The following is a 12,336-nucleotide window of genomic DNA, read 5'->3' as shown; positions in this document are numbered from 1 at the left end:
TGAGAAGATATGAAAAGCTTATTATATATGTTCCGTCGCTACCGCCTCGCCACCCTGCTCAATCTCCTGGGCTTGGGTGTAGCCGTAGCCACGTTCTATCTGTTCATGACGCAGGTGATTTACAATCGCACCTACAACCATAACATCCACGACCACGAGCACATGTATCGCCTGGAGATATATGGCGGCTTGTTCGGCGAAGACTGGGGTTGCAACATCTGTCGCCCGTTCGTGACATTACTCAAGGAAATACCGCAGGTGAAGGACGCAACCTATATCAGTCCATATATCAACAAGACAGATGTCAAGGTGGGCAACCGTACCATAACAGTTCCTTTGATAAATATGGGAAAACCTGGCATAGAGTTCTTCACGGGCAAGCTGCTCTCGGGGTCGAGCAAGACATGTGGAGACGGACATAATGTTATTGTAAGCCGAAGTACAGCCGAGAAGATGTTCGGCACGGCGAACGCAGCAGGCAAGACGTTTGAGGGTGAAAATGGCGATGGAAGCAAAACTACCGTTACCGTAGTTGGTGTGAGCGAGGACATGCCCGACAACTGCACCCTGCCAAATGGCGTGTATATATGCGAGAACGAGAGTGTGATGAATGAGTATAGCGAATGGAGCTTTAATGCCTATCTGCTACTTGACGATGGTGCCAACCCTAAGAAAGTGGAGCGTGCCACAAAACTCGCCTATATGAAATCTATGGGCTTGAGCGAGAAAGACGAGAAGAGGTTTGACAAGGAGGTCAACATGAAAATCCGCATCACTCCCGTTGACGACATATATTTCTCTGGCGTAGGTCCGAATGACCGTGGCAACCGCAATCTGGTTGGGGTTCTTACCGTGGCTTCTGTCTTCGTGCTCTTTATTGCCATGCTCAATCTGCTCAACTTCTCGCTCTCCGAGATTCCTATGCGCATGCGTGGCATCAATACCCGCCGTGTGATGGGAGCGTCTGTAGGCAGTCTGCGCCTTAAGATGATTATGGAGAACGTTATGTTCGCCTTTGTCGCGCTACTCATAGGCATCCTACTTATTGTTGCCTTCCAGCGTAACGAATCGTGCATGAAGCTCGTTTCTGGCGACATCCATTTCGCTTCGCACATAGTTCTTGCTGCTATAATGGCTGTTTCGGCTCTCGTCGTGGGTGCCTTATCGGCAGTAATTCCAGCCTTCTACAGCACGTCGTTCTCCCCGGCAATGGTGCTGAAAGGCTCGTTCGGACTCTCGCCACGTGGCCGTCAGTTGCGCATGGCTATCATGGCTGTACAGTTCTGCTTGGCTTTTGCCTTGACTATATATATAGGTGTAATGTCGAGCCAGTCGAGCTACATCTTCAACAGCGACTACGGATTCAACAAGAACGAAGTGTTCTATACGGGGCTGTCTGAAGAGGCACAGACCAAGAAGGATGCCGTGCGTGCCGAACTGAAGAAGCTGCCGTTTGTAGAGAGCGTCGGTTTTGCGCAGAATGCCATCGGCACAAGCGACGACTATATGGGTTGGGGACGTGGCGATAACGAACATCACATGGTGTTTCAAGTGTTGCCGTGCGACTATGAATATCTGCGCACCATGCAGCTGAAGATTATAGAGGGTCGCGACTTCCGCGAATCGGACATGAAGACGGGTGCCTACGTGCTCAACAAGACAGCTATGGCGCAATACAAATGGCTTGTCGTGGGCGACTCTATAGGTCGTCAGAACAGCGGATGGGGAAGTCAGTCGAATTATAACATAGTTGGTGTCTGCAACAACTTCAAGCTCAAGTCTATGCGCTGCGACAATAGTAATGTGGCTGTGGCATTCGTTATCTTCGGTCCGGACATGGCTCAATGGGGCGATCGTTGTGGTCAGGTGTTCGTGCGAGTAGCCAAGAACCAGGACAAGATTGAGGCAAAGCGTCGCATAGCCGAGGTGCTGAACAGGCTGGACGGTTCGCAGAAGTATGAGATGTGGTTCCTTGACGACGACTTGCAGCAGACCTATGTAGAAGAGTTCCGCTTTATCTCGCAGGTGAAATTGTTCGCCATCATCTGCATCATAATAACCATCATAGGAGTGTTCTCGCTTACGATGTTCGAGACCGAGTATCGCCGCAAGGAGATAGCCATACGCAAGGTGATGGGCTCTTCTATAGGCTCCGTAGTTCGTCTGTTTGCCATGCGCTACGCCGTGCCGCTCGTCGTGGCATTTATCGTGTCTGCTCCAGTGGGATGGTGGCTCAGCAACGGGTGGCTGCAGAGCTTCGCCGAGCACACGCCAATACATTGGTGGCTCTTCCCCATGGCATTTGTCCTCGTCTCAGCTGTCGTCATCACCACCGTCGTCATTCAGTCGTGGCGCGTGGCTACAGCAAATCCTGTAGAGAGCATCAAGACGGAATAAGGAATTTGGAATTTTGAGTTTAGAGTTTTGAATTGGTCGCCTACGGCGATTTGGAATTGTTGAGTTTTGAATTTTTCTTTTGAACACGAATTATCGTGAATTATCCATGAATTTTACCACGAATTAATTTATGAGTAATTTATGGATAATTTATGGTAATTCGTGTTCGTTACTTCACTACGAATCAAGGACTAATGTTAAGTGTTGAATGTTAAGTGTTAAATTGTTTGGATACTGCAATTCGACATTGAGCAATTCCTAATGCGCGTAGCGCACCAATTCAACACTCAACATTCAAAATTCGTAAGTCTTTACTGGCACGGCTTATACTCTGCCATTATTTTCCTTATTTCCTGTGCGCGTTCTGCCGTCATTGCCGGCACGCCCTCAAGCTTATATTTCATTCCCATTTTCTCGTATTTATATTCACCGAGCGTGTGGTAGGGCAAGATTTCTATTTTCTCCACACAGTCGTATCTGGCCACGTGTTCGCCAAGTCGTTGCAGCCACTCATCGTTGTCGGTCAGTCCCGGCACCACAACGTGGCGTATCCATGTGGGCAGATGTCGCTGCTCCAGCATATCCAGAAAAACCAGATTGTTAGTTTGCTGCACTCCCGTCAGTCGTGGATACATTTCTGCGTCCATAGTCTTCACGTCGAGTAGCACGAGGTCGGTATTGTCGAGCACGTCCTTCACCCGGTCGGTAATTATCGCACCGCTCGTGTCGAGTGCTGTGTGTAGCCCTTCGATACGGCACAGTCGGAAAAACTCCGCCACAAAGTCAGCTTGCATCAGAGGCTCGCCGCCCGACACCGTCACTCCCCCACTCTTTATAAACGACCTATACTTCAGCACTTCGTCTACCAGCTGCCGTGGCTCCATCTCATACTGACACTTGCCCTGCGGGTCCCAAGTGTCGGGATTGTGACAAAACTGACAACGCAATGGGCAACCTTGCATAAAGGCTACAAAACGCACACCCGGTCCATCAACAGTTCCAAAAGATTCAAAGGAATGAATTCGTCCTATCATATTTTAATTATCGAGTTTACTTTGAATTTATAAAAATGATATGCAAAGATAACGTTTTTTTTAAGTAACTCCTAATTCCTAACTCAACATTCCTAACTCGCATAGTTTTCTTTCGATGGCATCCACACCACCCTCAACATTACTTTCAATATTAAGTGGCATCACGGGATCGTGCAGCGACATACGCAGCAACCACCATCCGTCCTCATCGGCATTGCCACAGCTCACACGCAGACCCTCATAGTTAGGTTCAACGATAGTCCAGCCGGGCTGTGCAGCAGCCTTCACCTTCATCTCTTCAAGCAATTTGGCACCATACGCCTTGAAGTCAGGATCGGTAAGCTTTATTCTTATCTCCTTGCTCTCCTTCGGCTGCTTGAGCGAGGCAATAGCCTCATGCACCTGACGACCCTCACCGAACAGTTTGGCAGCATACACAATGAGTTTGGCAGCCAGATAGGCACCATCATCAAGGAAGTAGTTCTCACGTAAGGCAGCATGTCCCGAAGTCTCTATTGCAAGCCAGCATTCCTCTCCAGCTTCATTCAGACGAATACCCTCATTTATCACGTTCTTGTATCCACGACGATAGCGGTGGTGCTTGCCACCCTTACTGCTGATGAATTCAGCCAATCCGTCAGACGTTACAGAGTCGGTAACGATAGTGCTTCGTGGATGTTCCTCAAGTATAACGGCAGCAATCAATGCTATCAACGAGTTACGGTTGATAGGCTCGCCCTTTCGTCCTATTATGGCAGAACGGTCTACGTCAGTATCAAATATTACGCCCAAGTCGGCATTGCTGTCAGCCACAGCACGACATACAGAAGCCATAGCCTCAGCATTCTCAGGATTTGGGATATGGTTGGGGAAGCGTCCGTCAGGGTCAAGAAACAGGCTCCCCTGGGTGTCAGCTCCAAGCTGGCTCAGTATCTTCTCAAAGAATCCGCCACCACCATTGCCGGCATCCACCACAATATGCATTCCCTTAAGCGGATGCTGATAGTCGTCAGCCTGTACGCCTTGACAAATGTAGTCGGCTATATGGCGCGAGTATATAGCCATAAAGTCGAGCCTATCAGAGCTGCCTGCTGCTCCATCGTAGCCATAGTCGGCACGCTCGGCAATATCGAGAATGGCAGCAATATCGCTACTGTCAAGACCACCCTTAGGAGTAAAGAATTTCAGTCCGTTGCGATTGTATGGCAGATGACTTGCTGTCACCATTACTGAGGCAGTAGCCTGCACTTCATCGTTCACGGTAGTCATAAACATGGCAGGCGTAGAAGCCAGACCACAGTCTACAACGTCGGCACCAGCTTCTACAGCTCCCTTTACAAAGGCACCCTTGATTGTACTGCCCGAGAGTCGGCTGTCAGTACCTACGGCAATCTTAGGAGTCTGACAATCGATAGTATTGCGTATCCAGCGCACAAACGACTTGGCTATTGTCTCAATCACTTCGGGTGTAAGGTTGACGTGTTCACCCTCAATTCCTTCAAGTGCAACGCCTCTTATGTCAGAACCATTCTGTAGTTTTTTCCAATTCATAATAGTATTTATTTTTAAGATTACACATTGTTTATTAGTATAATGGGATGTCAGAATATCGGCTCTTCAGTCTCTGAGGTGAACAGTTCCAATGCTTTCATACCCATTATCGAGTTACCCTTCGAGTTGAGTCGCGGACTCCATACTGCTATGGAGTAGCGTGAGGGATACAGAGCTACGATGCCCCCTCCTACTCCACTCTTGCCTGGCAGTCCGACAAGAAATGAAAATTCGCCTGCTTCATCATAAAATCCACAAGTCTGCATTATATCATTGATGCGTTTCACCCTCGACACGGTCAGGTTTACTCCCGCATGCGAGAAGGGTTCATTGCTCTTGGCGAAAGCCATAAAGGCGTGTGCAAGGTCCTCACAGCTCATCTCTACTGAGCATATAGTACAGTAAAACTCCAGCACATCGTTCACCTCATTGTGCAGATTGCCATGATGCTTCAGCAGATAGGCTATCGACGCATTAAGATAGCAGCAACTCAGTTCCGACTGCATCGTCTCCTCCGAGTAGTCAATGTCGGGATTGCCGGCGATGGTACGCACAAAGTTTATGAAGAATTCTTTGGGATTGTCCAGATGCGTGAGCAACACATCGGCAGTAACCAATGCTCCGGCATTGATAAATGGATTACGGGGTTTGCCGTGTTCGTATTCGAGCTGCACGAGCGAATTGAAAGCCGAGCCCGAAGGTTCCTTGCCTATACGCTTCCACAGTTCCTTGCCCAGAATGCTTAAGGCGATGGCAAGCGAAAACACTTTTGCTATGCTCTGTATGGAGAATTTCACATCAGAGTCACCAAGGCGATAGGTACGGCCGTCGAGCAAGTCAAGACACATTCCAAACTGGTCGGGATTGACATTGGCTAAAGCCGGGATATAGTCGGCCTGTTTGCCTTCATGGGCGTATATTTCTATCTCATTTCTTATTTTCTGCAATAAAGGCTGGTAGTCCATAGATTTCGTTGTTAGTGGTATATTATACGATGCAAGTTGTAATACTGACGCAAAAATACAAAAAATATATTATACATAGTGTTTTTCTTCAGAAAAATGATTACTTTTACGCACTACTTAAAATCAAACAAAAGAATATGAATACGAAGATAGTAACTTTTGGAGAGATACTACTAAGGCTTTCAAAGCCCGGATACCAGCGTCTCACACAGGGACATCGCATGCTTGGCAACTATGGCGGAAGCGAGGCCAATACTGCCATCTCGCTTGCTTATCTGGGCAACAACGTCGAATACGTCAGCCGATTGCCCTATGGTGCCATGGGCGATGCAGCATTGATGCACCTCAGAGAGTATGGTCTCAACGTGAGCCATGTGGTGCGTGGCGGCGAACGTCTGGGCACTTACTATTTTGAGGAGGCTGTGGCAATGCGCAATTCGCATGTGATATACGACCGCAAGAATTCTGCCATGTATTCCTTAAAGCGTGGTATGGTGGAATGGGACAAGGTGCTTGGCGATGCTGCCGTATTCCATTGCTCTGGCATAACGTGTGCAATCAGTCGCGACTCCATGGAGTCTACTATGGATGCCCTGCAACTTGCTGAGGCTAAGGGACTGACCATTGTCTGCGACATCAACTATCGTAAGAATCTTTGGGGTTATGGCATGCAGCCTCACGATGTCATATACAACATGATGCAATATAGCGACATTGTCTTTGGCGACCAGAACGAGTGGGAGGTGGCAAGTGGTGTCAAGCACATACCGTTCAATGCTCTGGATGCCGGTTATGTCATCAATCGTGAGGCTTATCAGGAGTATTTCCGTAAGATACACGTTCTCTTCCCCAAGTGCAAGAAGATGGTTATGGCTTTGCGCAACCAGTTGGCAAGTTCCCATCATACTCTTACAGGCTTGCTCTATGATGCCGTACACGACAGTCTGTACACCACCAAGATATACGACATACAGCCTATTGTCGACCCTATGGGCGTTGGCGACGCATTTGTAGCAGGCTATATTCACGCCCATCAGAAATGGGCAGCCGACAATCAGTATTGTCTCGACTTCGCCCTCTCGGCAAGTGCTCTAAAGAATACTATTCCTGGCGATCAGAACCTCGTCACCGAAGAGGAAATCATCAGCAATCTTACTTCTTCTGGCGGACGCATACAACGCTGAGGCTTATTATAGTTAAGGTATACACCCTCCTTCTATTTTCCTTATCGCTTCATCCGCTTCTTTAGTATTGGTACGTTCTTGCCGTCATTACACATCATCCATCTTCAGGAAGTTCAGAAAACCTATAGTTACAAGTTCTGGTTTCTTAGCGAAACAAATATTGTTTTCAAGGTACGCCCAATATTCTTTGTCATTTCGAACAAAATGCAAAATGACGTTGTCTAACAGTTCGGCAAAATCATATTCCTGTTCCTTACTCTCCAAAGGTTCAAACATCTTTGTGCGTACCAGATATTTGCCTTTCACGTTCTGCACTACTCTTAAGTCGTAGGCTTGCCTGAACACCTTTGCATATACACCAGCCGACTTCCATCTGCCGAAATCGTTGTCACGATAATAAACCAGCACATTTCCGTCAGTCCTCTGTTCAGTCCTCAGTTCAATCTCCTCAAAGTCGGCAAGCAATCTGTCGGTATAGCCATAGCTGTATTTCATGTCTATCTTGGCGTTGAAATACATGACATTCCCGTTCGCCTCCCTCCTGAACTTCTCCACATCCTCAGTCCAGGCATTTTTCTTAGCCAGCCATTCGTCCTTGTCAGTCTGTGTCAGCAAGCTTTCATATTCTTTTCTGTAAGCCCTGTTGCCTTCCTCGTCCTCCCAGAGCGTCAGGTCATCCAGTTTCTCCTTAAATGCATACAGTTTGCTGGGTTCTGAGGGTTGGATATAGAAGGTGCGGAATTGCAATCATGTGTCTATACCATGCGCCAAGGCATCAGTCGACACAAAGTCGTCGTCATCCATCCGTCGTGTCCTCACCCTCGGATATAGCTTAATGCCGTCAGTAGTGCATAAGCATCACGCGCCTGAGTAGCATACCACATGATTTCGTTGGCATCCTCTGCGTTGCGGCAAGCCATATCTATATTGCAACCCCTCCAAAATGAAGACAACCTCAAATACGCTTGACTCTTTTGTTGACACCGTTGACAATTTAAAAGGAGCATACTTCTCCTGCCAACCGTCCGACTGTTTGTCTGACGACAAAACCACATCACGCATAAAATCAAATGCTTGAAATAGTTTAGTCTTGCCACTTGCATTAGCACCATAAACAGCAGCCGATTTCAACAAGGAGTAATAATCCGTCTTAAATGTATTGTCCACCTTGTCATCGCTCTTATATTTAGAAGCCACATGCTTAGGACTGCTTCGTCTCTAAAGCACTTAAAATTACTGAATTTGAATCTTACTAACATAAAAGTAAAGTTAGTTTATTTTCATCAACAAACAAAACATAATTGAAGCTTTTTGTAAATTATTTACAAAAAGTAGGTTTTATAATTATTCCTCCAATGACTCCACATAAGCGTGCCGTCAATTACTCATAAATACAATTCGTGGTAAAAATTCTGGATAATTCCTGATAATTCGTGTCCGAAAAACCACCGCACCCAGCATAAAGTTCTTTTTCACGAATTCACCATAAATTACTCATGAATTCATTTAATGACAAAATTTATTTCTGGTAATTCACGTTCCATAACAATTCAAAAATGTTCAATTCCAAATCGCAGGCATAGCCGAGAACAACTCGTAACTCCTAATTCATAATTCAATATTGCCTTGTTCCCCGTTGCAGTATCGCTCTGCACTAACGCCGTCATTCGGACGGGGATTCATTATTGTTTCATCCAATCTGCTTACAGCGAAAAGGACTCTATCTGAACTCTATTGTCATTTCGTCATATAATCTGAAACCATTTGTCTGGTAAAACTTTTGTTTCAGTTCCTTGTTACTATAAGCAAAATTCGGGTGCCTGACATTACATGCGTATGCACGTTTCCTTTTATACATACTAACATCGTTATATTGCTTGAAAACATCTATTGTCTTCTGCAATTGTTCGACAGCATGTGGAAACCATTTTTGGCGTTCGTTCTTTAACTCTACAAACACCAAATTATCTGCATTTGACAACATCGCATCACAACGGTTTTCCATATCATCATTATCTCTCCGAACAACAACACAATTGTCCACCGCTGTAAAATTCAATGGTTTTCCACTATGGTTTTTTATAATAGCGCCCCATTTCTCTTCGTTATCGAGACTGACATATGCAGGAGTCTTCTCTGCCTTGTCATCATCATCACAAATACCAAACATTTCCGCCGTTATTCCAAGCATTTGGCACTTAGGAATAAAGAAATCTACGACATCCTCCATATTTATGCCTCCTGTATTTGTTCTTCGATGTCAAGCAGTTGGTCAAACAAATAGTTTGTCTCAGCCATCTGTTGATTTAGATAGTTCGAATCCGAAGGAATACCATCATAATTTTCCAATAACCTTGCTTCGCCATCTCTCAATTCATATATAGCCAAATCAGAAGCATTCATTATTGACTCTGCTGGAACTATACCATATAATGAATCTTTCAGTTCAACGGCATCTGCAGGAATCTGCGGCTCTATCATAGCGGCTTTCACAACAAGGGTCACGTAGTTCACCAAATACGGGCTATGAGTTGTCAACACCAATTTGTTGCGTTCCAATCTATTGTTAATGCTAAGTAGGTCAAACAAAACACGCTTTTGTGATTCCGGGTATAGGTTTTGCTCCATCTCCTCCACCACATTCACATTCTCAGTATATCTGTACCTTGCAGATATATTTCGAAGCATTGCATTTTTTACAGTATCGGAGATTTTATTATCCTCCATTATCTTATCCACCTCCTGTTGCAATCGTTGCTGTTCTTTATAGTCCATAGTCTCAGCCCCACTATTCAGAACAAGATCTGATAAATAATGACAAACAAGCGTCATAGGCATCAACGACTGATAACCACTTGAAGCTTCCTTCAATGCAATTTTAAACTCCCTACCATTTGCATTCTTTCCATTTATCCAGCTCACCTTGTTCAGTCTGTCGTATGTGAAGTTCATACCTCCGATTGGCAAATCCACACCTTTGGCATAATAAGCTTTGGCATTGTTCAGTTCCTCCATCAAGGTTTGCATTGCTTCAGACAATCCACTTTGCAATTTGCCACTCTCCACTACGCTCAGCAAGTTACGCTCTGCAGGAACGTACATCACCTTAGCAGAATTCAACTCACCATTTGAATCATTTCGCCTAATGTCCAGGTGTTCATTTTCGTATTCGAAGACATACTGCTCACCAGTATATAGGATGTATGATTGTTCTGAGAAATATGATTTCAGATTATGATATGCAGCGTACTTGTTTTTAAATCGATTATATTTTATCACCGAATCTTCAGAAATCGTATGTCTTAACAATCCCTTTTCAAGCCATGTGAACAGAGAATACAACTTTGCGATTGTACTTTTACCTGCACCTTGTTCTCCAATAAACAAAGTGCATTTCTTGAATTCGACATATGCCGACAGTAATGGTCCGACGTTTTGTATTTTGAGAGTGGTCATATCACTTATTGTTTTAACTGATGTTATTGATATTATCACAAACCTTATGGTCTGTCAATGCAAAGATTGTGCAAACCGAGAGCAGAATATCAAGCTTGCTTGAATGTTTTGCCGAGGTGCAGCCAATCTTATGCAAAGATTGTGCAAACCGAATGCAATCAAGTGTGCTTGAATTGCTGAGGTGCAGCCAATCTTCTGCAAAGATAACGAATTCAATTCAATATTGCATTATCTATGAACTATATATTTCTAAATTAAACAGATAAAAGATATTGATACAGTGACAGCGCTAATAGTTTTATTTGTTGCGGGGCATAGTTATATGAATAATGTATATCTTGTTATCAATCATACTCTGTATGTCATACAAAGCATTTTTCAAATAAACGATGCTATATTCCCCTTCATTATTCCTGTACAATTTTACAGACTTAATAATCCTCTCAACATCAACTGAGTTGTTCTGATAACCAGAAGACCATTTGTCCCTACAGATATAGTCAAGTTTATCGGCATCAATAACATCTCCATGTAATAGGGAGATAAAACAGTTTTCTAATGATTTTGAATCATCAATATATTGAAAACCCATTATCATTCTTCCAATCAATGCAGGATAGCCTTTTAATGACTGTATAGCATCCTTATATGTAGTGACACATAGAAGAGCAGACATAATTTCATGTTGTTTTACATCCGTTTGAGTTACATCAAGTTTTTGGAGTGATTGGTCTTCTATCCCATTTGCTACAAGATATGACTTATACACGTCAAACAAATCGGACGTGCTACCAAAACAGCTCTCCAATGTATGAGAAAACGGAGAGTGACCAACATCGTGAAGCAGACATGCTATAAGAAATGACTGCCTTAGGCTTTCATCCAATTCTACACCGTCAGACTTGATTGTATCCAAAAGCCTTTCTCCAATATGAAACACACCAATGGAATGAACGAAACGGTCATGACGAGCACATGGATATAACGAACGGGAAGACAACTGCTCTATCCTACGCAAACGTTGAAAATTTGCTGTATCTACAAACTTGTCACAATACCCATTTGGTACAGAAATATATCCATGTACAGTATCAAGGAAGATTTTATAACCTTTCATTTCTTTATATATTCTCTTATAACTTCTGATACAATGGTACGGGTTGAGGAATCTACACGGTAATACTCTCTGATAAACTCATTACGAACAGTCTCATCAGGGGATATCAAATTACATTTGTCATCAACGTCTATTCCTAAAAGTTCGTTTACACGACATATTGCCTTATGGGTGAATACTGTTGTTATAAAGTCATCTTCTTCATTTACTATCTTCATTACTTTTCTCACGTCATTCATATCTACCCTTAACTGGCAAGACATTATGTCACAGAAAGATCCTATAATGTCTTTTATTTCAATTGTTTTATACATTCTTATGTCTTTTTGTCTTCAAGTACTTAAATTAATTATTTAGCTATACAAGGTGAATAGAGACCTAATATATCTTAATCAGTTTATTAATGATGCTAAGCCAGAAGGTCGTTTCGCAGGGTTGCACAACAAGAAGTTGTTAAGCTATGGTGATAAACTTAAGTTTTATCCAGGTGTACCGGAAATCTTCGAAAAGACAAAACATCTCTTGGATAATGATACGTTATGTGGTGAGTATAACATTAAAGGTAGGTTCTATTAATTGATTAATTCAAGTGGAAGCCGTTCCGCCAGACTCAATCTTTCGGAATCAGTAGC

Annotated in this window: 11 protein-coding genes; 2 read left to right on the top strand and 9 right to left on the bottom strand. The window is 44.0% G+C overall.

Annotated features, from left to right (window positions below; translation table 11 throughout):
• Window positions 1-9 precede the first annotated feature (9 nt).
• On the top strand, window positions 10-2,397 hold the full coding sequence (locus tag I6E49_RS07510) for an ABC transporter permease (protein ID WP_235401490.1): 2,388 nt from the start codon (window positions 10-12) through the stop codon (window positions 2,395-2,397).
• A 311-nt stretch (window positions 2,398-2,708) separates the two neighbouring features.
• On the opposite strand, the gene pflA is transcribed toward I6E49_RS07510, so the two are convergent.
• From pflA to I6E49_RS07495, 3 genes are all read right to left on the bottom strand, one after another.
• The gene (gene pflA, locus I6E49_RS07505; protein WP_235401487.1) at window positions 2,709-3,431 is read right to left on the bottom strand and encodes a pyruvate formate-lyase-activating protein; all 723 of its coding nucleotides are present in this window, start codon (window positions 3,429-3,431) and stop codon (window positions 2,709-2,711) included.
• A 78-nt stretch (window positions 3,432-3,509) separates the two neighbouring features.
• The gene (locus tag I6E49_RS07500) at window positions 3,510-4,982 is read right to left on the bottom strand and encodes a phosphomannomutase/phosphoglucomutase (RefSeq protein WP_235401483.1); all 1,473 of its coding nucleotides are present in this window, start codon (window positions 4,980-4,982) and stop codon (window positions 3,510-3,512) included.
• A gap of 50 nt (window positions 4,983-5,032) precedes the next feature.
• Complete coding sequence (locus I6E49_RS07495) at window positions 5,033-5,947, bottom strand: glutaminase (RefSeq protein ID WP_235401481.1); 915 nt, start codon at window positions 5,945-5,947, stop codon at window positions 5,033-5,035.
• Between the two features lie 137 nt (window positions 5,948-6,084).
• On the opposite strand from I6E49_RS07495, the gene I6E49_RS07490 reads away from it, so the two are divergent.
• Window positions 6,085-7,131, top strand: coding sequence for a sugar kinase (locus tag I6E49_RS07490; protein WP_235401479.1), 1,047 nt, complete (start codon window positions 6,085-6,087; stop codon window positions 7,129-7,131).
• An 87-nt stretch (window positions 7,132-7,218) separates the two neighbouring features.
• On the opposite strand, the gene I6E49_RS07485 is transcribed toward I6E49_RS07490, so the two are convergent.
• The 6 genes from I6E49_RS07485 to I6E49_RS07465 all read right to left on the bottom strand — a co-directional run bounded on the left by I6E49_RS07485 (window position 7,219) and on the right by I6E49_RS07465 (window position 12,018).
• Complete coding sequence (locus tag I6E49_RS07485; protein WP_235401477.1) at window positions 7,219-7,878, bottom strand: hypothetical protein; 660 nt, start codon at window positions 7,876-7,878, stop codon at window positions 7,219-7,221.
• Window positions 7,879-7,989: 111 nt separating this feature from the next.
• On the bottom strand, window positions 7,990-8,193 hold the full coding sequence (locus I6E49_RS14630) for a hypothetical protein (RefSeq protein ID WP_366558412.1): 204 nt from the start codon (window positions 8,191-8,193) through the stop codon (window positions 7,990-7,992).
• A 658-nt stretch (window positions 8,194-8,851) separates the two neighbouring features.
• A complete protein-coding gene (locus tag I6E49_RS07480) occupies window positions 8,852-9,361 on the bottom strand; it encodes a hypothetical protein (protein WP_235401476.1) in 510 nt (169 codons plus the stop codon).
• 2 nt (window positions 9,362-9,363) lie between these two features.
• Window positions 9,364-10,626, bottom strand: coding sequence for an AAA family ATPase (locus tag I6E49_RS07475; RefSeq protein ID WP_235401475.1), 1,263 nt, complete (start codon window positions 10,624-10,626; stop codon window positions 9,364-9,366).
• Between the two features lie 259 nt (window positions 10,627-10,885).
• Window positions 10,886-11,704 (bottom strand): HD domain-containing protein, encoded by an 819-nt coding sequence (locus I6E49_RS07470; RefSeq protein WP_235401472.1) that lies wholly within the window; start codon window positions 11,702-11,704, stop codon window positions 10,886-10,888.
• Complete coding sequence (locus tag I6E49_RS07465; protein ID WP_235401469.1) at window positions 11,701-12,018, bottom strand: hypothetical protein; 318 nt, start codon at window positions 12,016-12,018, stop codon at window positions 11,701-11,703. Before I6E49_RS07465 ends, I6E49_RS07470 begins: the two co-directional genes overlap by 4 nt.
• Window positions 12,019-12,336 lie beyond the last annotated feature (318 nt).

This window comes from Leyella stercorea (genome assembly GCF_021531655.1).
The sequence above is the reverse complement of the archived record's forward strand: the minus strand, read 5'-3'. Positions and strand labels throughout refer to the sequence as shown.

What these genes read in the sequence shown, in the direction of transcription:
- I6E49_RS07510 (WP_235401490.1), top strand. Translation starts at nt 10, where the DNA reads ATGAAAAGCTTATTATATATGTTCCGTCGCTACCGCCTCGCCACCCTG.
- pflA (WP_235401487.1), bottom strand. Translation starts at nt 3,431, where the DNA reads ATGATAGGACGAATTCATTCCTTTGAATCTTTTGGAACTGTTGATGGA.
- I6E49_RS07500 (WP_235401483.1), bottom strand. Translation starts at nt 4,982, where the DNA reads ATGAATTGGAAAAAACTACAGAATGGTTCTGACATAAGAGGCGTTGCA.
- I6E49_RS07495 (WP_235401481.1), bottom strand. Translation starts at nt 5,947, where the DNA reads ATGGACTACCAGCCTTTATTGCAGAAAATAAGAAATGAGATAGAAATA.
- I6E49_RS07490 (WP_235401479.1), top strand. Translation starts at nt 6,085, where the DNA reads ATGAATACGAAGATAGTAACTTTTGGAGAGATACTACTAAGGCTTTCA.
- I6E49_RS14630 (WP_366558412.1), bottom strand. Translation starts at nt 8,193, where the DNA reads ATGCGTGATGTGGTTTTGTCGTCAGACAAACAGTCGGACGGTTGGCAG.
- I6E49_RS07480 (WP_235401476.1), bottom strand. Translation starts at nt 9,361, where the DNA reads ATGGAGGATGTCGTAGATTTCTTTATTCCTAAGTGCCAAATGCTTGGA.
- I6E49_RS07470 (WP_235401472.1), bottom strand. Translation starts at nt 11,704, where the DNA reads ATGAAAGGTTATAAAATCTTCCTTGATACTGTACATGGATATATTTCT.
- I6E49_RS07465 (WP_235401469.1), bottom strand. Translation starts at nt 12,018, where the DNA reads ATGTATAAAACAATTGAAATAAAAGACATTATAGGATCTTTCTGTGAC.